The sequence below is a fragment of the Dactylosporangium sp. CS-033363 genome (assembly GCF_050942475.1).
GTDB lineage: Bacteria > Actinomycetota > Actinomycetes > Mycobacteriales > Micromonosporaceae > Dactylosporangium.
The window spans coordinates 4,721,571-4,742,176 of record NZ_CP192032.1 but is presented as its reverse complement, the minus strand read 5'-3'; the positions used below and the strand labels follow the sequence as shown (position 1 = coordinate 4,742,176).

General features: G+C 72.0%; 19 protein-coding genes. 5 read left to right on the top strand and 14 right to left on the bottom strand.

Annotation, left to right across the window (positions count from 1 at the left end; translation table 11 throughout):
* Positions 1–39: 39 nt before the first annotated feature.
* Positions 40–420 carry a RidA family protein gene (locus ACQPZ4_RS21920; protein ID WP_433064167.1) on the bottom strand — a complete coding sequence of 127 codons (381 nt, stop codon included), beginning with the start codon at positions 418–420 and terminating at the stop codon, positions 40–42.
* A 138-nt stretch (positions 421–558) separates the two neighbouring features.
* Here ACQPZ4_RS21920 and ACQPZ4_RS21915 point away from each other — a divergent pair, with 138 nt between their 5' ends.
* Positions 559–900 (top strand): DUF952 domain-containing protein, encoded by a 342-nt coding sequence (locus tag ACQPZ4_RS21915; RefSeq protein WP_433064165.1) that lies wholly within the window; start codon positions 559–561, stop codon positions 898–900.
* On the opposite strand, the gene ACQPZ4_RS21910 is transcribed toward ACQPZ4_RS21915, so the two are convergent.
* Positions 890–1,540: a hypothetical protein gene (locus ACQPZ4_RS21910; RefSeq protein ID WP_433064163.1), complete on the bottom strand. Its 651-nt coding sequence runs from the start codon at positions 1,538–1,540 to the stop codon at positions 890–892. The two genes, ACQPZ4_RS21915 and ACQPZ4_RS21910, sit on opposite strands and share 11 nt — an antisense overlap.
* Positions 1,541–1,577: 37 nt before the next feature.
* Positions 1,578–2,729 carry an MFS transporter gene (locus ACQPZ4_RS21905; protein ID WP_433064160.1) on the bottom strand — a complete coding sequence of 384 codons (1,152 nt, stop codon included), beginning with the start codon at positions 2,727–2,729 and terminating at the stop codon, positions 1,578–1,580.
* A 158-nt stretch (positions 2,730–2,887) separates the two neighbouring features.
* Between ACQPZ4_RS21905 and ACQPZ4_RS21900 the strand changes: the two genes are divergently transcribed.
* The 3 genes from ACQPZ4_RS21900 (at position 2,888) to ACQPZ4_RS21890 (ending at position 7,687) form a co-directional block, all read left to right on the top strand.
* Positions 2,888–5,548 (top strand): MMPL family transporter, encoded by a 2,661-nt coding sequence (locus tag ACQPZ4_RS21900; protein ID WP_433064157.1) that lies wholly within the window; start codon positions 2,888–2,890, stop codon positions 5,546–5,548.
* A gap of 142 nt (positions 5,549–5,690) precedes the next feature.
* Positions 5,691–7,040, top strand: coding sequence for a sensor histidine kinase (locus tag ACQPZ4_RS21895; RefSeq protein ID WP_433064155.1), 1,350 nt, complete (start codon positions 5,691–5,693; stop codon positions 7,038–7,040).
* Positions 7,037–7,687 (top strand): response regulator transcription factor, encoded by a 651-nt coding sequence (locus ACQPZ4_RS21890; RefSeq protein ID WP_433064152.1) that lies wholly within the window; start codon positions 7,037–7,039, stop codon positions 7,685–7,687. Before ACQPZ4_RS21895 ends, ACQPZ4_RS21890 begins: the two co-directional genes overlap by 4 nt.
* Here ACQPZ4_RS21890 and ACQPZ4_RS21885 read toward each other — a convergent pair.
* The gene (locus ACQPZ4_RS21885; RefSeq protein WP_433064150.1) at positions 7,666–8,277 is read right to left on the bottom strand and encodes a TetR/AcrR family transcriptional regulator; all 612 of its coding nucleotides are present in this window, start codon (positions 8,275–8,277) and stop codon (positions 7,666–7,668) included. The genes ACQPZ4_RS21890 and ACQPZ4_RS21885 overlap by 22 nt on opposite strands.
* Positions 8,278–8,350: 73 nt before the next feature.
* Here ACQPZ4_RS21885 and ACQPZ4_RS21880 point away from each other — a divergent pair, with 73 nt between their 5' ends.
* Complete coding sequence (locus ACQPZ4_RS21880; RefSeq protein ID WP_433064147.1) at positions 8,351–9,757, top strand: DHA2 family efflux MFS transporter permease subunit; 1,407 nt, start codon at positions 8,351–8,353, stop codon at positions 9,755–9,757.
* On the opposite strand, the gene ACQPZ4_RS21875 is transcribed toward ACQPZ4_RS21880, so the two are convergent.
* From ACQPZ4_RS21875 to ACQPZ4_RS21830, 10 genes are all read right to left on the bottom strand, one after another.
* On the bottom strand, positions 9,754–10,329 hold the full coding sequence (locus tag ACQPZ4_RS21875; RefSeq protein ID WP_433064144.1) for a hypothetical protein: 576 nt from the start codon (positions 10,327–10,329) through the stop codon (positions 9,754–9,756). The genes ACQPZ4_RS21880 and ACQPZ4_RS21875 overlap by 4 nt on opposite strands.
* A 54-nt stretch (positions 10,330–10,383) precedes the next feature.
* Positions 10,384–11,685, bottom strand: coding sequence for a diaminopimelate decarboxylase family protein (locus tag ACQPZ4_RS21870; RefSeq protein WP_433064141.1), 1,302 nt, complete (start codon positions 11,683–11,685; stop codon positions 10,384–10,386).
* 54 nt (positions 11,686–11,739) lie between these two features.
* Positions 11,740–12,429, bottom strand: a complete 690-nt coding sequence (locus ACQPZ4_RS21865; RefSeq protein WP_433064138.1) for a response regulator — start codon at positions 12,427–12,429, stop codon at positions 11,740–11,742.
* 72 nt (positions 12,430–12,501) lie between these two features.
* Complete coding sequence (locus tag ACQPZ4_RS21860) at positions 12,502–13,350, bottom strand: potassium-transporting ATPase subunit C (protein ID WP_433064136.1); 849 nt, start codon at positions 13,348–13,350, stop codon at positions 12,502–12,504.
* Positions 13,350–15,362, bottom strand: coding sequence for a potassium-transporting ATPase subunit KdpB (gene kdpB, locus ACQPZ4_RS21855; protein ID WP_433064133.1), 2,013 nt, complete (start codon positions 15,360–15,362; stop codon positions 13,350–13,352). Before kdpB ends, ACQPZ4_RS21860 begins: the two co-directional genes overlap by 1 nt.
* Entirely contained in the window at positions 15,359–17,014 is a 1,656-nt protein-coding gene (gene kdpA / locus ACQPZ4_RS21850; RefSeq protein WP_433064131.1) for a potassium-transporting ATPase subunit KdpA, read from the bottom strand. Before kdpA ends, kdpB begins: the two co-directional genes overlap by 4 nt.
* Entirely contained in the window at positions 17,014–17,103 is a 90-nt protein-coding gene (gene kdpF, locus ACQPZ4_RS21845) for a K(+)-transporting ATPase subunit F (protein WP_344617409.1), read from the bottom strand. The genes kdpA and kdpF overlap by 1 nt, the downstream gene beginning before the upstream one ends.
* Before the next feature lie 72 nt (positions 17,104–17,175).
* A complete protein-coding gene (locus ACQPZ4_RS21840; RefSeq protein WP_433064128.1) occupies positions 17,176–17,613 on the bottom strand; it encodes a hypothetical protein in 438 nt (145 codons plus the stop codon).
* Positions 17,614–17,773: 160 nt separating this feature from the next.
* Positions 17,774–20,056 (bottom strand): hypothetical protein, encoded by a 2,283-nt coding sequence (locus ACQPZ4_RS21835; protein WP_433064126.1) that lies wholly within the window; start codon positions 20,054–20,056, stop codon positions 17,774–17,776.
* Entirely contained in the window at positions 20,056–20,586 is a 531-nt protein-coding gene (locus ACQPZ4_RS21830) for an SUKH-4 family immunity protein (protein WP_433064123.1), read from the bottom strand. Before ACQPZ4_RS21830 ends, ACQPZ4_RS21835 begins: the two co-directional genes overlap by 1 nt.
* Between the last annotated feature and the right edge of the window lie 20 nt (positions 20,587–20,606).

Genomic DNA, 20,606 nt, shown 5'->3' with positions numbered 1-20,606 from the left:
GGCGGGCGTGGCACAGGCCGCCACGCCCGCCCCGCCCCGTCAGCCGACGACGGCGACCATCGCGATGGACACGAGAATCCCCGGCCGGTTGACGCCGAGCTTGCTGACACAACGCGGCGGCCGTACTGCGGGAAAGAACTCGTCGAACACCTCGATCAGGGCGTCGGCGTCCTCCGGGTCGCGGAGCAGCGTGTGCACCATGACGGCGTCGGCGAGGTCTGCCCCACCGGCCCGGAGAATGGCCCGGCAGTTGCGCAACGACTGCCGGGCCTGTTCGCGAACGGTCGCCCCGGCCAGCTCCCCGGTGGCGACATCGACCCCGACCGTCCCGGCGACGTAGATCGTGTCACCGGCCCTGACGGCCTGGCTGTAGGCGGAGAACTGCGGCGCATCGGGCGTGGAGATGACTTCCTTGGGCACGGGCCGGCTCCTTCGGTCGTGGGGAGGCTCCGCCGGGAAACACGGGCCCCGCATCGATTCGGCTCACGCGTCGGCCGCCCCTTGTCGGGTGCGGGTGGGCGGTAGGCTGCATCGGCGATATTCAACGGGGAGCGGAATTTGATCTATCACATCGCGTTCGAAAGCGACTGGGAGCGGGCCAAGCGGGACGGCGAGTACCGCCTGTCCACGAAGGGCCGCACCATCGAGGAGCAGGGTTTCATGCACGGCGGCACCGAAGCGCAGGTCGCGCCCGTCGCCAACATGATCTACGGCGACGACGAGGGCCTCGTCGTCCTCGCCATCGACGAGGAGAAGCTCACCTCGCCGCTGCGGTGGGACCCGGCGCCCGGCTGGGACGAGCCGTTTCCGCATGTCTACGGGCCGTTGAACGTGGATGCCGTCGTCGGTGTGCGGGCGTTGACGCGCGGGAGTGACGGGCGGTACGAGTTCACGGCGTAGGGCGCTGCTGAACCTCGATGACGGAACCGCTGGCCGGGTCGACGCGGAAGTGGCGGCCCGGGGGCAGCGGGCGGTCCAGCGAGCGCACCCGCAACTGGACGCCGTCCGGGGCGAAATCCCGCGCCGCTCGGATTGCGTACTCGTCCGGGTCCTCGCCGTCGTCGTCCGGCTTGCCCGAGCGGGACGTCGTCGCGGTGTAGCAGATGATGCCGGTGATCGCGTCGAACACGATCCTGTAGTGCTCCTGGACCAGCTGGCCGTACGGCAGCGGGGCGATCCCGGTGCGGAAGATCAGGCCCACGCCGCCCGCCCAGCCCTGGTGGACGAAGACGCGGAAGCCCACGGCGCGGCAGTCGTTGGATTCCGCCCGCGCCGCCACCGTGTAGTCCCACTTGCCCGTGGCGCCGTCCTGCAGCGACACGTACACGTGGGCGCCGGTGGAGAAATAGCGCGGTGCCGACGGTACGCCCGGGAAGGGGTAGTCCGGCGGCTGCACGTTGGACAGGCTGCCCACCGCGAGCACCTGGCAGCGCGGGATGCGCACGATGTGCTCGGCGATGACGTAGGCCTGGGCCGCCGGGCTCACTGAATAATCCAGGATGTTGTCGGCGGCGACGTCGGCGCTGGCGATGAGTTCCACTGGCCGCCGAGCGTAGGCCCGGCGGCCCGGGAACACATCAACGTTGGCGGATAGCAGACATCAGCACCACGGTCGAGCCCAGGGCGAACGCGGCGGCGGCCAGGAACGGCAGGCCGGGCGAGAACGCGAACGCCGCGCCGGCCGCGATCGGGACTGCCGCCTCCGCGAGGGCGCCGATGCCCGTGAACACGCCCTGGACGGCGCCCTGCTCGTCCGGGCCGGTGGCCTCCGACAGCCAGGCCTGCGCGGCCGCACTGCCCACCGAGGCCAGCACACCCAGAGCCTGAAGAACATAGAGCGCCGCCGGTACCTCCACAAAAGCCGTCCCCGCCAGCACCACCACACCGAGGGCGCTTCCGAGCACGGCCGCGCGCTTCTCCCCCAGCACGCGCACGAGCGGGCCGACCAGCCGGGCCTGGAATCCAACGCCGACCAGAGCGCCCGCGGCCATCACCACGCCGAGGTGGGCGGTGTCCCAGCCGAACCGCGACGTGACGAGGTACGTCCACACCGCCTGGTTCGTCATCCGCGCGATGTCGGCGCAGGCCCGCGCCAGGGCCAGCCGGCCCAGCACCGGGCGGCGGAGCAATCCAACAAGCGATGGACTCGCGACCGGGCCTTGGGTTCCGCGCCGCGACTCGGGCAGCAGCAACCATCCATAGAGGACGTTCGCGAACGCCAGCCCCGCCGCGACCAGGAACGGCAGCCGCACGTCGACCGCGCCCAGCAGGCCGCCCACCACCGGGCCCGCCACGAAGCCGAGGCCGAACGCGGCGCCGATCAGGCCGAACGCGCGGGCCCGGCCCGACGGCGGGACCACGTCGGCGATGTAGGCGTTGACGACCGTGTTCGTGCCCGCGCACGCACCCGCGAGGCCGTGGAAGAGGGCCAGCAGCCAGACCGAGGACGCCACCCCGTGCGCGAGGTAGTCCACGCCGAGGAAGGCGAGCGAGAGCAGCAGGACTGGGCGGCGGCCGTACCGGTCGGAGAGGCGCCCCAGCAGCGGGGCGGACGCGAACTGCAGCAGCCCGTAACTGGAGCCGATCACCCCGGACCAGCGGGCGGCCGCGGACGCGTCGCCGGTCAGCGCGGTCATCAGCGCGGGCAGGATCGGCACGATCAGGCCGAGGCCGAGCATGTCGACGAAGACGGTGACGAGCAGGAAGGACAGGGCGGGTGCCCGGCGCATCGAAACTCCTGTGGATCGAAGGGGACGGGCCCCCTCGACCTCACGGAGGTACGGAGGATCAGATTATCGGCACTGTCAACCGAATACTGGAATTGCAGTAGTCGCCAAGGTCAACCGGCACGACGACACCGGCCGGCGACCACGACATCGTCGTGATCGTGGCAAAACTCCTCGCCCGGCTCGGCCGGTTCTCGTTCCGGCGCCGGCTCCCGGTGCTCCTCGTGTGGCTGCTCGTCCTCGCCGGCGCGATCGTCGCCGGGCTGACCGCGCCCGCCGCGCCCGACGACGACTTCTCGATGCCCGGCACCGAGTCGCAGCGCACGTTCGAGCTGATGCGGCAGCGCTTCCCCGGCCTGGCCGCCGACGCGGGCGGGGCGACGATCGTGTTCGTGGCACCCAAGGGCGCGAGCGTCGAGGACGAGCGGTACCGGACGGCAATTACAACGGCCGTTGAAAAACTGGGCGGCGGCGAGCAGGTGGCCATGGTCGGCGACCCGTTCGAGGGCGGCGGGGTCAGCGACGACAAGTCGGCCGCGTACGCGAGCGTGATGTACAAGGTCCCGGCCAGCAAGGTCACGGTGGCCAGCCGGGACCAGATCAGCGCCGCGGCCGAGAGCGCCCGGGCGGCCGGGCTGACCGTGGACGCCGGCGGGGACGCGCTCGAGGCGCCCGGGCCCGGCGGGATCGCCGAACTGGTGGCCATCTCGCTCGCCGCCGTCATCCTGCTCGTCGCGCTCGGGTCACTCGTGGCGGCCGGGCTGCCGCTGCTCACCGCGCTGCTCGGGGTCGGCGTGACGATGCTGTCGCTGCTGGCGCTCGGCAAGACCTTCGGCCTGTCGCAGACGACCACGACGCTGGCGCTGATGCTGGGGCTGGCCGTGGGGATCGACTACGCGCTGTTCGTCCTCGCCCGGTACCGCGAGGAGCGCTCCGCCGGCCGCACCGCCATCGAGGCGGTCGAGGTGGCCACCGGTACCGCCGGATCCGCGGTCGCCTTCGCCGGCCTGACCGTCGTCATCGCCCTCGCGGGGCTGACCGTCGTCGGCATGCCGATGCTCACCAAGATGGGCCTGGCCGCCGTCGCCGCTGTGGTGATCGCGGTGCTGATCGCGCTCACGCTCGTGCCCGCGGTGATCGGGTTCGTGCCCGACCGGGTGCTGCCCCGCCGCGCGCCGGCCGACCGGACGCCGCCCAACCGGACGCCGCCCGACCGGACGCTGGCCGACCAAACGCTGGCCGACCAAACGCCCAACCAGCCACTCGCCGACCAGACATTGCCCGACCGGACGCCGCCCAACCGGACGCTGGCCGACCAAACGCTGGCCGACCAAACGCTGGCCGACCAAACGCCCAACCAGCCACTCGCCGACCAGACATTGCCCGACCGGACGCCGCCCAACCGGACGCTGGCCGACCAAACGCTGGCCGACCAAACGCCCAACCAGCCACTCGCCGACCAGACATTGCCCGACCGGACGTCGCCCAACCTGACGTCGCCCAACCTGACGTCGCCCAACCGGACGCTGGCCCGCCGGGCTCTGGAACGGCTGCGGCGGATCGGCGACGCCACCGACGGCTCGTGCGCGGCGGCGCACGAACGGCAACGGCCGGTGCGGAAATCCATCGCGATCCTGGGTTTCCTCGTCCTCGCCGCGCTTGCCGTGCCCGCGCTCGACCTGCGGCTCGGCATGCCGGGCGACGAGGCGCGGCCGGCGACGACCACGCAGCGCCGGGCGTACGACGCGCTCGCGAAGGCGTTCGGGCCCGGCTTCAACGGCCCGCTGATGATCGTGGTCGACGCGAAGGGCGCGACCGACCCGCAGTCGGCCGTCTCGGCCATCGCCGACAAGGTGGGCAAGGTCCGCGGGATGGCCTCGGTCTCCCCGCCGCAATTCAACGAGGCCGGGGATACCGCGCTGTTCGAGGCGGTGCCGACGACCGCGCCCACCGACGCCGCCACCCAGACCCTGGTCCGCGACCTGCGCGCCGCCCGGCCCGGGATGGTCGCCGGCACCGGGGCGACCTTCCACGTCACCGGCACCACCGCGATCAACATCGACCTGTCGGCCAAAATCCAACAAGCGTTGATGTTGTACCTCGCGACGGTCGTCGGGCTCGCGGTGCTCCTGCTGCTCGTGGTGTTCCGCTCGATCCTCGTGCCGCTCAAGGCCGCCCTCGGGTTCCTGCTCTCCGTGCTGGCCGCCCTGGGCGCCGTCGTGCTGGTCTTCCAGCGGGGCGTCGCGGCCGGGCTGTTCGGCGTCGAGCAGACCGGGCCGATCCAGAGCGCGGTGCCCATCTTCACCATCGGGGTGGTCTTCGGCCTGGCGATGGATTACGAGGTGTTCCTGGTCTCCCGGATGCGCGAGGCGTACATCAACGGCCTCGACCCCCGGGCCGCCGTCGAGACGGGCCTGCGCCGCAGCTCCCGGGTGGTGATCGCGGCCGCGCTGATCATGATGGCGGTGTTCGCCGGGTTCGTCACCGAACAGGACCCGTTCATCAAGATGCTCGGGTTCTCCCTGGCCGCCGCCGTGTGCTTCGACGCGTTCGTCGTCCGCCTGGCGATCGTCCCCGCGGTCATGGCGCTGCTGGGCCGGCGGGCCTGGTGGCTGCCCCGCGGGCTGGACCGGATCGTCCCCCGGGTCGACGTCGAGGGCACGAAAATCCAGCGGAAGCCCCCGGAGTCCGCGATGCTCGCGGCCGCACGCGGAGAACGGGCGGCCACACGCGGAGAACCTCAGCAGACGCAGGCCACTCCCGGAGAACGAGCGGCCGCACACGGCGAATGGGCCGGCCACACGCGGAGCGGAGATGAATGAGCGGCCACACGCGGAACGGAGGCGAACGAGCAGCCACACGCGGAGCGGAGGCGAACGAGCAGCCACACACGGAACGGAGGCGAATGAGCAGCCACTCGCGGAGACCTCCGACAGAAGCAGGCCACTCGCGGAGAATGAGGGCATGGACGGGCACGCCGCGCATGAGGGCATTGACGGGTACGCCGAGCGCAATCCGCGGCTCACCGACGCGGCCGTGGTGCTGGCCCTGCTGCTCGGCGCCGCGCTCGGGGTGAGCCTCGCCGGACCGGGAGACGGCCCCGCGGCCGACCGCTGGACCGGCGGGGCGATCGCCGCCCTCGCCTGTCTGCCGCTGCTGCGGGGCCGCGCCCATCCGCGGGTCGCGGTGCTGGTCACGACCGCCTGCGCGGTAATCCTCGGCGTGTTGGATTACCTGCTCACCCCGCTGCTGCTAGCCCCGCTCATGGTCGCGCTGTACTGGCTGGCGGCCACCGGCACGCCGCGCACGGCCTGGGCGTACGGGGCGGTCGCGATCGTCCCCGTCGTCGCCACCGCCGTCGGCACCGACAACTTCGACGACATGGTGGCCCTGCGCGCGCTCGGCCCGGCGCTGTGGCTGCTGCTCCCGCTCGCGATGGGGAGCCGGACCCGGCTGCGGCACGCCTGGCTCGACGCGGTGCAGGCCCGCGCCGAGCACGCCGAGCGCACCCGGGAGGAGGAGGCGCGGCTCCGCGTGGCCGAGGAGCGCATCCGCATCGCCCGCGACCTGCACGACATCGTGGCGCATCACATGGCGGTGGCGAACGCACAGGCCGGTACCGCCGCGCATTTCCTGGAAACGAATCCCGACCTGACCAGGCGCATGCTGCGCGACCTGCAGTCGACCACGTCGACGGCGATGCTGGAGCTGCGCGACACGGTCGGCGTCCTGCGCCAGGCCGGGCCGGACGTCGACAGCCTGGAGCCAGCACCGGCCCTGAAGCCGCCCCCGGAACCGAAGCCGGGCCCGAAGCCGCCGCCGGAACCGAAGCCGGGCCTGAAGCCGGGCCTGAAGCCACCACCCGGCCCGAAGCCATCGCCGGGCACGGAGGGGACCCGGTCGGCCGGACCGGACGCTGACAGCCTGCAGCCGCCGCCGGGCCTGAATCAGCTGCCGCGGCTGCTGGAGGCGACCCGCTCGGCCGGCCTGGAAGTCGAGGTCGCCGTCGAGGGCGAGCGGCGCGACCTGCCGGCCGGGGTCGATCTGACCGCGTACCGGATCATCCAGGAGGCGCTCACCAACGCCACGAAGTATGCGGCGGGCGGGACGGCGGCGCTCGTCCTGCGGTACACGAGGATGGAACTGATCATCACGGTGAGCAACGAGCGGCGGGCCGACCAGCCGGAGCGTGGCCGCGGGTTCGGGATCATGGGGATGCGCGAGCGCGCCCGGGCGATCGGCGGCGCGCTGTCGGTGCGCGACACGGACGGCGAGCGGTTCGAGGTCACGACCACGCTGCCGGCGGCGCCGTGACGACGCGGGTGCTGCTGGCCGACGACCAGGCGCTGCTGCGCGGCACGTTCCGGCTGCTGATCGACTCGTGCGCCGACCTCGAGGTGGTGGCCGAGGCGGCCGACGGCGCGCAGGCGGTCGACCTGGCGCGGCGGCACCGGCCGGACGTGATCGTGATGGACATCCGGATGCCCGGCACGGACGGGCTGCGCGCGACCGAGGCCGTCTGCGCCGATCCCGCGCTGGCCGGGACGCGGGTGCTGATCCTCACCACGTTCGAGAGCGAGGAGCACGTGGCCCGCGCGCTGCGGGCCGGGGCGAGCGGGTTCCTGGGCAAGTACGTGACGACCGACGCGCTGCTGGAGGCGATCCGCACCGTCGCGGCCGGCGAGCGGCTGCTGTCGCCCGGCGCGACCCGCGCGCTCATCGAGCGGTTCCTGGCCACCCCGGCGCCGGTGCCGCACCCCGGACTGCGCGAGCTGACCAACCGTGAGCTGGAGGTGCTGCGGATGGCGGCCGAGGGCCGGTCCAACGAGGAGATCGCCGCCGCCCTGCACCTGAGCGTGTTCACCGTGCGCACCCATGTGCAGCGCGCGATGACCAAGCTGGCCGCCCGCGACCGCGCGCAGCTCGTCGTGATCGCCTATCAGAGCGGTTTGATGGCGTAACCCTCGGCCGTCGCGCGCAGCAGCGGGAACCAGATCACGTCGACGATCTCGACCAGCTTGTCGTCCGGCACCGCCCGCATGGTCATGAGCAGGTCGTGCCGCAGAAGGTCGAAGGGCAGAACAACGACACGAGCCGGATATGGTACGTCCGGCAGCTCGCCCCTCCGCACCGCCCGCTCGACGATGACCTCGCAGCCGTTGCGCCGGCCCAGCGGCCGAAGGTGCGCCCGCAGTTCGTCGAAGCTGGTGCCGGTCTCCCGGAAGTACTCCATGAGCTGCACGCCGACCAGCATCATCGTCCGCGAGCGGCCCGCGTCGGCCGCGCGCAGGAAGCCGAGCATGTCCTCGCGCAGGTCCCCGGTGTCCGGGATCTCGATCGGCTGGGTCGCCCAGGACTTCGCCACGGTGGCCAGCAGCAGGTCCTCGCGCTGGGGCCAGCGCCGGTACAGCACCGGCCGGCTGGTCCCGGCCCGCTCGGCGACCGCCTCGTAGGTGAAGCCGTGGTAGCCGCGCTCGACCAGCACGTCCCACCCGGCCTCGAGGATCGCGTCCTCCAGCTCCGTTCCGCGTCGGCGGGTCTTAAGACTCACTTGCGTATCTTAACACGGGCACGTACCGTGAAGCTCGTTAGGTACAAACGCGTATCTTAAAAGGCGGAAACGGATGTCCAGCATCGATCCGAAGGCCCTGCGCACCGCCATCGCGGTGCTGGTGGGCGGCATCACGGTCATCCTCGACTCCACGATCGTCAGCGTCGCGCTGCACCAGCTCGCGGCCGATCTGGACACCGGAGTCGGGACCATTCAGTGGGTCAGCACCGCGTACCTGCTCGCCCTGGGCGTGGTCATCCCGCTCGTCGGCTGGCTGCAGGGCCGGATGGGGGCCAAGCGCCTGTGGATGTACGCGCTGGGCGCGTTCCTGCTCGGCTCCGTCCTCTGCTCGTTCGCGTGGGACGCGCCGAGTCTCATCGCCTTCCGCGTGGTCCAGGGCCTCGGCGGCGGCGCGATGATGCCGCTCATGATGACCATGGTCATGCAGGCCGCGCAGGGCCCGGACCGCGCCCGGCTCATGTCGGTCGTCGCCCTGCCCGCCGCCCTCGGCCCGATCCTGGGCCCGGTCATCGGCGGCCTGATCCTGGGCGTCGGCTCCTGGCGCTGGCTGTTCCTGGTCAACGTGCCGCTGTGCCTGCTCGGCCTGGTCCTGGCCGCGCGGCTGATCCCGGCCGACCAGCCCGGCCGCCGGGTGCGCCTGGACGTCGTCGGCCTGGCCCTGCTCTCCCCCGCGCTGGTCGCCCTGCTGTGGGGCCTGTCCAACGTCTCCGGCGCCGGCGGCTTCACCCGCGCGGACGTCCTCGCGCCGATGATCCTGGGCGCGGCGCTCCTGGTGGCCTTCGTCCTGTGGGCCCTGCGCGGCCGCGGCGAGCCGCTGGTCGACCTGGAGGTCCTGCGCTCCCGCCCGACCTGGGCCGCGACGTCCCTGCTGTTCCTTTCCGGCGCTTCGTTGTACGGCGCGATGCTCCTCCTCCCCCTCTACTGGCAGGAACTGCGGGGCAACTCGGCGCTGGGCGCGGGCCTGCTGCTGATCCCGCAGGGCGTGGGATCGCTGCTGAGCCGTACCGTCGCCGCGCGCATGCTGGACCGCATCAGCGCCCGCTGGGTCTCGATCGTCGGCTTCATCATGGTCGGCGTGGCGACGGTCCCGTTCGCGCTGGCCGACGCCCACACGGCGACCTGGCCGCTGCTGGCCGCCCTGTTCGTCCGCGGCCTGGGCCTCGGCATGGTGCTGATCCCGCTGATGAGCGTGGCGTTCCAGGGCCTCGCCCACGCGAAGATCCCGCACGCGAGCACGGTGACCCGCATCGCCCAGCAGGTGGGCGGCTCGGCGGGCGTGGCGTTGCTGGCGGTCATCCTGGCCTCGACCTCGGGCACGCCGGCGCACGCCTTCGACGTCGCCTTCTGGTGGACGGTCGGCTTCACGGGCGTGGCGATCGCGCTGTCCTTCGCGCTTCCGGGCCGCGCCACGGAGCCGGCGCCGGAGGCGACTCCTGAGGTCGCCAAGGCCGCCGCCTAGCGCTTCCCGAGGCGTGCGGCCAGCGCCGAGCGGTACGCCTCCACGGCACGGGCGCTCGCGCGCAGGTCGCACGGCGCCGTGTCCAGGAGCCGGGCGGCCCGCTCGTGACCGGAGGAGAGTCCAGCCGCGGCAGCATGGGCGACGTAGGCCTCCAGCCCCCCGCGCAGCTCGTCGCGGCGGCGCAGGAGGGCGGTCGCGGCGGCGTGCAGCTCGTCGGCGCGGCGGCGGGCGGCGGTCACCGCCTCGTCAAGTTCGGCGCAGTCGGCCGCGACGCGGGCCCACTGCCGCCGCCGGGCCATCGCGTCGGCCCGCCGCAGCCGGGCCCGCAACCCGGGCGCCGCTCGCGGCGGGGTCGGCAGCCCGGGCGCGGCAACCTTGGCCCGCACGACGGCGAACTCCCGGGCGGCGGCGGTCTCGGCCACCCCCAGCCCGTCGACGGCGGCATGCAGCTCCACCGACCGCTCCGGCCACGAATCGCGGAACCGGGCGAGGTCCCCCACCCCGCTCGGCACGGCCCGCACGGCCCCGAGCCGCACCGCGAGCAGGCCACTCATCGCGTCGAGATCCTTCACCGCGCCACCGCCGGCACCGCGAGTGGCGCGCAGCGCGGAACTGGAGTGCGCATGTCAGCGGCCCAGGTCTCGGGCCAACAGGTCGTCCAGCGACTCGCGGCGGACCAGCACCCGGGAGCGGCCGTCGGCCACGGCGAGCAGGGCCGGACGCGTCACCAGGTGGAAGTTCGTGGCCCGCGCATGGTGGTAGGCGCCCGTCCCCGCCACCGCCAGCAGGTCCCCCGGGTGCACGTCGGCCGGCAGCGAGGCGTCCGGCACCACCACATCGTCGGCGTCGTTGTGCCGCCCCACCACCACCGCCGGCGCGAGATCCGCCCCCGCCCGCCCGATGAGCAACGCGCTGTGCCGGCTCCCGCACAGCGCCGTAGCAGGGCAGTCCGACATGCCGCCGTCGACCGCGACCAACCGGCCCCCGGTCCGGGTCTCGGTCACGGCAAGCACCCGATACACCGTGACCCCGGCCCGGGCCACCACGGCGCGCCCCGGCGATACGGTCAGGCGAGGCGCCGGCAGCCCGTGCCGCCCGGCCTCCAGGTGCAACACGGCCCGCATCCGCGCGGCGAAGGCGCCCAGAGCCAGATCCAGCTCGGCCGGCCGGTACGCCACCGCATGACCACCGCCGAGGTTCAGCCGTTCCGGGACGATCCCGTTGGCGGCGGCGAACGAGCAGAGCCGGCCCAGCTCCTGCTCGTACAGGCTGAAGCGGTTCAACTGATGCCCGACCGAGCAGTCGAAGCCGGCCAGCCGCAGCCCCGGTTGCGCCGCGATCCGGGCCACCGCCGCGGCCGCCTCCCCGTCGGCGATGTGCAGCCCGAACCGGCGGTCGGCGCAGTCCGCGGGCCCGGCCAGGACCCGCAGCAGCACGCGCTGCCCGGCGGGAGCGGTGGCCGCGATCCGCGCGATCTCGCCCAGCGACTCGACGACGATGGTGCCCACCCCGGCGGCGTACGCGGTGTCGAGGTCCTCAGTGGACTTCGCGCTCCCGTACAGCACCACGCGGTCCATGGCGAAGCCCGCCAGCGCCGCCACGCGCACCTCGCCGGCCGAGCCCGCGTAGAGGCCCAGTCCCTCGGCGGCCACCCAGCGCGCCACGTCGATGCTCAGCAGGGCCTTCCCGGTGTACGCCACGTCACCCGCCCCGAACGCCGCCGCATAGGCCCGGCAGCGCTCCCGCACGTCCGCCTCGTCGACGACGTACGTGGGGGTGCCGTGCTCCGCGGCCAGCGCGGCGAGGCTGACGCCGCCGGCGCGCAGGTCGCCGCGCTCGGACCAGCGGGTGGTGCGGGGCCACACGCCGGCGTCGAGATGGGGCGGGAGGGAGGAGCGCAACGTGGGAAGGATTTCCGTGAGGGTCACGCCAGCAACGCTGACATCGGCGGGGCGGTTCGAGAAGGGTCCTTGACGCAATCTCTACGGCTGGAAGCGGTACCCCATCGCCGGCTCCGTCAGCAGATGCCGCGGCCGCGCCGGGTCGGGTTCGAGCTTGCGGCGCAGCTGGGCCATGTACTGGCGCAGGTAGTGGGTCTCGCCCACGTACGTCGGGCCCCAGACGTGCTGTAGCAGCTCGCGGTGCCCGACGAGCCGGCCGGGGTTGCGCAGCAGCAGCTCCAGCAGCCGCCACTCGGTCCGGGTCAGGTGCAGCCGCTGCGCGGGGTCGGCCGCGTGGCGCACGTCCCGGGCGACGAGGTCCACGTCGAACTCGCCCACGCGCACGACGGTGGCGGGCTCCGGCTCGGGGCGGCGCCGGGCCACCACGCGCAGCCGGGCCAGCAGCTCGTCGACGTTGAACGGCTTGGTGACGTAGTCGTCGGCCCCGGCGTCGAGCGCGGCGACCTTCTCGCTGCTGCCGAGCCGGCCGGACAGCACCACGACGGGCACGGGCGTCCAGGCCCGCAGGGCGCGCAGCACCTCGAGGCCGTCCAGGTCGGGCAGGCCGAGGTCGAGCACGACGACGTCCGGATGCTGCTCGGCCGCGGCCCGCAGCGCGGCGGCGCCGTCGCCGGCCGTGACGACCTCGTACTGGCGGGCCTGCAGGTTGATCCGCAGGGCCCGCAGCAGCTGCGGCTCGTCGTCGACGATGAGGACACGGGTGCGGTGCAACGGAATCCCTTTCCGCCGACGGGCCCGGCCCGCCACCCTGCTCGGGGGTGACGGGCCGGGGGCACTGGTCGGCTACCTCCGGTCGAGGGCCAGGTTGAGCTCGAGGACGTTCACGCCCGGCTCGCCGAGGAAGCCGAGCGTCCGGCCGTCCGTGTGCTCGTCGACGAGCTTGCGCACGTCGGCCTCGGACATGCCGCGCTCCTTGGCGATCCGGGGCACCTGCAGCGCGGCGTACGCCGGGCTGATGTCCGGGTCGAGCCCGCTGCCACTGGCGGTGACGGCGTCGGCCGGCACCACCGGGTTCGCGGGCGCGTCGCCGCGGATCGGGGTGATCGTGCCGTCGCTGTAGTCCTCGCCGGGCTTGGCGCACTGCACGGGCTTCCCCTGGTACTGCGCGACGAACGGGGCCGCCGGGCACGCCTCGTTGACGCTCACGGCGTGGTCGGCGTAGACCGCCAGGACCGCGCCGACGCCGCCGGGCGTGCAGTAGGGCCGGGAGCCGTCGACGCCCTCGAAGTCGCCGACGGCCTTGCTGCGGGCGCAGACCTGGGTGAGGAGGCCCTGCTTGCCCTCGTCGTCCTGCACGCTCGGGTCGGGCAGCGTGTCCACCACGTTCTCCGGGCCGAGGTTGGAGGCCGAGGTCGACGTCGGGTCGTAGCCGTCACCGGCGGCCGACGGGCGGGACTGGAAGTACTGCTTCAGGGGGTTGCCCTGATCGTCCACGAAGGACTGTCCGATGAGGGCACTGCCGACGACCTTGCCGTCGCGGTCGAGCAGTGAGCCGTCCGCGTGGCCGGACAGGCCCGGGATCCGGGCGATGGCGACCATGAGCAGTGGGTAGACCACGCCGAGCACGACGGTGAGGGCGAGCAGGGCGCGGAGGGCGGCCAGGTGTTGGGCGAGCCAGGCTGGGAGTCGCATCAGGAGATCCCCGGGATGTTCATGATGAGCAGGTCGATGAGTTTGATGCCGATGAACGGCACGATGATGCCGCCGGCGCCGTAGACGAGCAGGTTGCGGCGCAGCATCGCGGCGGCCGAGCCGGGCCGGTACCGGACCCCGCGCAGGGCGAGGGGGATCAGCGCGACGATGACCAGGGCGTTGAAGATGACCGCGGACAGGATCGCCGAGGTCGGCGAGTGCAGGTGCATGATGTTGAGCCGGTCCAGGCCGGGGTAGATCGCGGCGAACATGGCCGGGATGATCGCGAAGTACTTCGCGATGTCGTTGGCGATCGAGAACGTGGTCAGGGCGCCGCGGGTGATCAGCAGTTGTTTGCCGATCTCGACGATCTCGATGAGTTTGGTCGGGTCGGAGTCGAGGTCGACCATGTTCCCGGCCTCTTTCGCGGCCGATGTCCCGGTGTTCATCGCCACCCCGACGTCGGCCTGGGCGAGGGCGGGGGCGTCGTTGGTGCCGTCGCCGGTCATCGCGACGAGTTTGCCGCCCTGTTGTTCCTGTTTGATCAGGGCCATCTTGTCCTCGGGGGTGGCCTCGGCCAGGAAGTCGTCGACCCCGGCCTCCTCCGCGATCGCCTTGGCCGTCAACGGGTTGTCGCCCGTGATCATCACGGTCCGGATGCCCATCCGGCGCATCTCGTCGAACCGCTCCCGCATGCCCTGCTTGACGACGTCCTTGAGATGGATGACGCCCAGGGTGCGGGCCGACTGCCCGGCGACGCGCTCGGCCACGACGAGCGGGGTGCCGCCGGAGGTCGACACGGCGTCCACAATGGACCCGACCTCCTCGGTCGGCCGGCCGCCGTTCTCGCGTACCCATTTCATGACCGCGGTCGCGGCGCCCTTGCGCACCTCGCGGCCGTCGACGTCCACCCCGGACATGCGGGTCTGGGCGGTGAAGGGGACCCAGGCCGCGCCGTGCACATCGCGCTCGCGCAGGCCGTAGTGCTCCTTGGCGTACACGACGATGGAACGCCCCTCCGGGGTCTCGTCGGCGAGCGAGGACAACTGCGCCGCCTCGGCCAGTTCGGCCGCGGTGACCCCGTCGACCGGCAGCAGGTCGCCCGCCTGCCGGTTGCCCAGGGTGATCGTGCCCGTCTTGTCGAGCAGCAGCGTGTTCACGTCGCCGGCCGCCTCGACGGCGCGTCCGGACATGGCCAGGACGTTGCGCTGCACGAGCCGGTCCATGCCGGCGATGCCGATGGCCGACAGCAGCGCACCGATGGTCGTCGGGATCAGGCAGACGAGCAGCGCCACGAGCACGATCCCGGACACCGGGCCACCCGAGTAGATCGCGAGGGGCTGCAGCGTGACGACCGCGAGCATGAAGATGATGGTGAGCGAGGCGAGCAGGATGTTCAGCGCGATCTCGTTCGGCGTCTTCTGCCGGTTCGCGCCCTCGACCAGCCGGATCATCCGGTCGATGAACGACTCCCCCGGCAGCTGCGTGATCTTCACGACGATCCGGTCGGACAGCACCTTGGTACCGCCGGTGACCGCCGACCGGTCGCCGCCCGACTCGCGGATGACAGGGGCGGACTCGCCGGTGATCGCCGACTCGTCGACCGAGGCGATGCCCTCGATCACGTCGCCGTCGCCGGGAATGATCTGGCCGGCCTCGACGACCACGATGTCGCCCTGCTTGAGCTCGCTCGCGCGCAGCGTGGTGCCGTCCCGCAGGTACGCCATGGTGTCCTGCTTGGCCTTGCGCAGCGTGTCGGCCTGGGCCTTGCCGCGCCCCTCCGCCACCGCCTCGGCCATGTTGGCGAACAGCACGGTCAGCCACAGCCAGGCCGCGATCGCCCAGGCGAAGACGCTGGAGTTGGCGATGGCGAGCACCGTCGTGTAAATGGAGCCGATTTCAACGATGAACATGACCGGGTTGCGCCACAGCGTTCCCGGGTTGAGCTTGCGCAGCGCGTCGGGAACCGACTTCCACAGCTGCTTGGGATCGAGCAGACCGGCGGCGATCATGAGGTGCCGAGTCCTTCCGCGAGGGGGCCGAGCGCGACCGCCGGCAGGTAGGTGAGCAGCACGACGACGACCGTGACGGCCACGACCATGCCGATGAAGAGGGGTTGGTACGTCCTGAGCGTCCCCGCCGACGCCGGCACCGGCTGCTGCTTGGCCAGGGAGCCGGCCAGGCCGAGCACGAAGATGATCGGCAGGAACCGGCCGAGCAGCATGCACAGGCCGAGCGCCGTGTTGTAGAAGTCGGTGTTGACGCTGATGCCCGCGAACGCCGAGCCGTTGTTGTTCGACGCGGACGTGAACGCGTAGAGCACCTCAGAGAGCCCGTGCGCGCCCGGGTTGGCCATCGAGGCGCGCGCGGTCGGCGAGCCCATCGCGATGGCCGTGCCGACCAGCACGAGCGCGGGCGTCGTCAGCAGGTACAGCGACGCGAACTTGATCTCCCGCGCGCCGATCTTCTTGCCGAGGTACTCCGGCGTCCGCCCGACCATCAGACCGGCCACGAAGACCGTGATGACGGCCAGGATCAGCATGCCGTAGAGGCCTGATCCGGTACCGCCGGGAGCCACCTCGCCCAGCATCATGTTCAGCATCGGGACCATGCCGCCCAGCGCGGTGTACGAGTCGTGGAAGGAGTTCACCGCGCCGGTGGAGGTCAGCGTGGTGGCCGCGGCGAAGGTCGCCGACTGGGCGACGCCGAAGCGCGTTTCGACGCCCTCGGTGGCCGCGCCGACCGCGGTCGGGACGGTGCCCGGGTGGTGGATCTGGATGACGTTCAGCGCGATCGTGGAGCCGATGGCGAGGATGGCCATGATGCCGGCGATCGCCAGGCCCTGGCGCTTGTCGCCGACCATCCGGCCGAACACCCGCGGCAGGCAGAACGGGATCAGCAGGATCAGGAAGATCTGGAACCAGTTCGTCCAGCCGGTCGGGTTCTCGAACGGGTGCGCGCTGTTGGCGTTGTAGAACCCGCCGCCGTTCGTGCCGAGCTCCTTGATGGCCTCCTGCGAGGCGACCGGGCCGCCGGTGACGTGCTGCGCGGCGCCGGCGAGGGTCGTCAGGTCGGTACCGGCGGAAAGGTTCTGCACGACACCGCCCGCGATCAGCACGATCGCGCCGAGGATGGCCACCGGCAGCAGGATGCGCACCGTGATGCGGACCAGGTCGACCCAGAAGTTGCCGAGCTGGTCGGTCCGGGCCCGGGAGAAGCCGCGCACAAGGGCCACCGCCACGGCGACGCCCACGGCCGCGGAGACGAAGTTCTGCACCGCGAGCCCGGACATCTGCACGAGGTGCCCCATGGTGGACTCACCGGAGTACGACTGCCAGTTCGTGTTCGTCACGAAGCTGACGGCCGTGTTCCAGGCCTGGCCGGGCGCCACGGGGTCGAAGCCGAGACTGAGCCACAGATGGTTCTGGAAGCGCTGGAAGAGGTACAGCAGCAGGATCGACACCGCGGAGAAGGCGAGCACGCTGCGGGCGTAGACGCCCCACGACTGCTCGCCGTCCGGGTTGACGCCGACCGCGCGGTACATGACCTTCTCGGCGCGCAGGTGCCGGGTCGCGGTGACGGCGCGGAACATGTAGTCGCCGAACGGGCGGTACAGCAGCACCAGCACCACGATCAGCGAGGCGATGAAGAGGATGCCGGCCATCAGAACCGTTCCGGGAAGAGTAGGGCAGCGATCAGGAACGCGGTCAGCGCGACCGCGAGCACGAGGCCGACGAGGTTTTCGGCGTTCACAGCCGCTCCACCGCCCGCACCGCCAGGCCGAGGATCGCGAAGAGTGCGATCGTCAGCAGGACGAACACCACATCAGCCACGGGGGCTTGCCTCCTTGTAAGGGCGTACCGACGACGAGAACCCGTCGCCGTAGAGCCAGACGCGCATCCGGACGACGTCGCGCCGGTGCCGCAGCACCCGGTGCGTGCGCAGGATCAGCCAGCCGGCGGTGGCCGCGCCGAGCAGCACGGCGAGGCGGATCGCGTCCGCGGTGCCGTGCCACGTGAGCACGCCCAGCCGGTTCACCAGGAATCCGTTGAGCACGGTCCAGGCGATCCCGGCCGTGCCGAGCGCGGCGGGCAGGTTCCCGCCGAACACCCCGACCGCGGCGACGCAGGCCGCCATCGCGACGAGCCGGGCCACCAGCTCCGGCGGCGTGAACACGGCGGCCGTGAACGCCGCCGTGGCCACCACCGCGGCGGCGCCGCCGGCCAGGGTGATGCCGGTCGGCGCGGCCCACAGGGAACGCATGGGAAAACACCTGCCTCGACACTTGCGCGAGGGCCTTCCATCCGGCCCGCTGCAAGTGAAGACCTGGCCGTTTTCCCTGCCCAGGTGTCTTTGCAGAATCCCTACGCCAGGGACCCGTTTCTTGACGCCTTCTTGATGCCGCCGAGACGGCGGTCACACGTCAGCGGCGATACCCGCCCGGCGGAGGCGGCGGGTAGTGCGGGCCGCCCGGCGGAGGAGGCGGCGGGTAGTACGGCCCGACCGGCGCAGGCGGCCGGCGGCGGGCCGCGGCCCGCACGTTGAGCACCAGCACCAGGACCAGCGCGGCGACGAACAGCACCAGCACGGCCGCCAGCGTCCAGCCGTAGACCGCCGTGTACGAGCGCGCCGGCTCCAGCGCGCGCTCCGGCGGCGGCCCGTCGTCGCCGTACTGGTCCTCGCCGCTGGTGTAGTCGAGGGGCCGCGGCTGCACCTTGGCCGTCGCGCCCAGCCAGATCCGGTTGTGCGCGTCCGGCGCGCGCTGCTGGAAGGACTGGCCGACGGCCTTGGACACGTCGCCGTACTGCTGCTGGAACTCGCTCTTGGCGACGCCCGAGAACTTGACGTCGCCGAAGTCCACGCCGCCGTCGCTGTAGGTGAAGGTGTACCGGTAGCCGCCCCGATCCACGTTCTTCGTCACGTTGTACTCGTGGTCGCGGTAGGACTTCACGTAGGCGTCGAAGACCTGCTTCGGCTGCCAGGACTGCATCGCGGGCCAGCGGTGCACGTCGCCGCTGTCGATCATCGAGGTCAGGGCGCCGGTCTTGCGCTCGCGGTACCACTCGGCGGCGACCCGGGCCAGGTAGACCCGGCGCAGCTCGGCGAACTCGGGCGCGGAATTCACCGCGTCCTCGACCTTGGGCAGGATGAGCTGCTCGAAGACCTTCTCCATGCGGTCGCTGGGCGCGGGGCAGGACGGGTCGCCGAACTTGCCCTTGGACAGCTGCGACTCGGCCTTGACCTCCAGCGGGGCGTCGAGGATGTAGATCCCGCCGTCGGCCTGGTAGACCGTGGCCGGCTTCGGCACGATCCACTGCCGGGTGACCACGCACTCCTCCGGCGCGTTCGGGTCCGGCTCGCCCCAGAACTGCCGGCCCAGGTCGGTGTTCGGGTTGGTCAGCTTGGCCGACATCTTCTTCATGTCGAGGTCGGCCTGCAGCAGGATGCGCCCGACGTCGGTGGTGGCGAGCTTGGCGTCGATGATCCGGTCGGGCTCGCTCGGGTTGAGGTTGACCCAGAACTTCGACGTCGGCAGGTTCAGCCACACGTAGAACGCGTCGGACATCTGGGCCATCGCCGCCCGCCCGCCGTTCACGTCGGAGGCGGCGCCCGGCCCGGCCGGCGACGCGCTGTACGCGTAGCGCAGGTCCCCGCCGGGGCTCTCCGACAGGTACCGCAGCTGCAGCGTCGTGAAGTCGATCCCGCCCGGGTCGGTGCCGGCGAGCTCGGCCGGGCCGGTCGCGGCGGCGTTGCCGGAGCCGGTGCCGAAGCCCTTGCCGCCCATCGCCACCTGCGCGCCGGCCGCGACCGGGCGGCCCTGCTTGTCCCAGTCCTGCACGGACTGCTCGACCACGGCGTCGGAGTACTGCTTGTTCGCGAGCTGGTCGCGGGCCTCCTGCTTGGCCTGCTCGCTGACCTTCTTCTTGGCGGGCCCGCTCGGGTACGCCGTGCGCTTGAGCATCGACTCGCTCGGCAGGTCGGTGAGGATCACCCCGCGCTCGAGCTTCGGGAAGAAGGTCCGCTTCAGCTCGTTCACGCAGTCGCTCGGCCCGGAGCAGAACATCTTCTCCGACCCGACCTCGTCGACCAGGTTCGCCAGGTCACTGCGGTTGAGCGCCGGGCCGACCTTGCGGTCGAGCACCCAGCGGATGTTCGGCTCGGAGTGCAGCTTGCCCTGCCTGAGGTCCTCGGCCAGGGACGGCTCCTGGCTCATGTCCACGACCAGGCTGGCCTGCGAGGACTTGTCCCACGCGACGGGCTGCCCCTTGGCGTCCAGCAGCTGCTGCCCGGCCGGGTTCACCAGCCGCCACAGGCCGGTGCTCTCGTCGAACTGGAAGATGTCGACGAGGGCGACCTTGGTGTTGGCCTTGAACGGGCTGACGCTGGGCGCGGTGACGTACCAGTCGATCGTCCTGCCGTTCTCGGTGGTGCGCCAGTGCGCGTCGGCGAGGTTGCGCCCGTAGCCGATGAAGTTGTCGATGTTCGGGTCGTTGCGGGTCTGCTCGGTGTGCCGGTACCGCGACATGAGCAGCGGCAGGAGCAGCCGCTCGCCCTCGGCGAACCGGTCGATGGTGTAGTTCGGGTTCGGCTTCGGCGCCGCGAGGGCGGCGGGCGCCAGGCCGGGCGCGGTGACGGCGACGACGAGCGCGAGCAGTGCGGCCAGGCCGCGCCGGAAGAGCACGAGGCGGATCTCGTACCGCGGCATCAGTCGTACTCCACCGCATACTCGTTGAGCAGCACGTTCCACCGGGACTCGGCGTCCTCGAGCCCGTCGGGGTCCCACTCCTCCAGCTGGTCCCAGATCGTGTCGACGGCCTCGCCGACCGATTCCCGGGTGCCGAGCTCCAGGTCGTCGAGCTGGTGCTTGAGCAGCCCGACGGCCAGCACGAACCCGGCGATGCTGGAGTTGGCCGGGACCTCGAAGTCGGGCTCGTCGTGCAGGTAGCGCACCCAGCCCGTCTCGGTGTCGATCCCGTAGCGGTAGCGGCGCTGGGCCGCGACGACGACGTAGGACCGCCCGTCGCGCTCGAACAGCTCGCGCAGCCGCCCGTCCCGGATCGGCGTGATGTCGCGGATCTGGGCGTCGGGCAGCCCGACGGTGGTCAGGAAGTCGCGGGTGCGCGGCTCGACCCGCGGGTCGACGTGCTCGGCCGCGACCGGCACGAGCAGCTCGCCCCACTCGTCGCGGACCCGCTCGACGAGCTCGGCCCAGGAATGGCGCTCGGGTTCGGTCACGTCAAACCCCCGTGTGACGT

What these genes read in the sequence shown, in the direction of transcription:
- ACQPZ4_RS21905 (WP_433064160.1), bottom strand. Translation starts at nt 2,729, where the DNA reads ATGCGCCGGGCACCCGCCCTGTCCTTCCTGCTCGTCACCGTCTTCGTC.
- ACQPZ4_RS21895 (WP_433064155.1), top strand. Translation starts at nt 5,691, where the DNA reads ATGGACGGGCACGCCGCGCATGAGGGCATTGACGGGTACGCCGAGCGC.
- ACQPZ4_RS21880 (WP_433064147.1), top strand. Translation starts at nt 8,351, where the DNA reads ATGTCCAGCATCGATCCGAAGGCCCTGCGCACCGCCATCGCGGTGCTG.
- ACQPZ4_RS21860 (WP_433064136.1), bottom strand. Translation starts at nt 13,350, where the DNA reads ATGCGACTCCCAGCCTGGCTCGCCCAACACCTGGCCGCCCTCCGCGCC.
- kdpB (WP_433064133.1), bottom strand. Translation starts at nt 15,362, where the DNA reads ATGATCGCCGCCGGTCTGCTCGATCCCAAGCAGCTGTGGAAGTCGGTT.
- kdpA (WP_433064131.1), bottom strand. Translation starts at nt 17,014, where the DNA reads ATGGCCGGCATCCTCTTCATCGCCTCGCTGATCGTGGTGCTGGTGCTG.
- ACQPZ4_RS21840 (WP_433064128.1), bottom strand. Translation starts at nt 17,613, where the DNA reads ATGCGTTCCCTGTGGGCCGCGCCGACCGGCATCACCCTGGCCGGCGGC.
- ACQPZ4_RS21835 (WP_433064126.1), bottom strand. Translation starts at nt 20,056, where the DNA reads ATGCCGCGGTACGAGATCCGCCTCGTGCTCTTCCGGCGCGGCCTGGCC.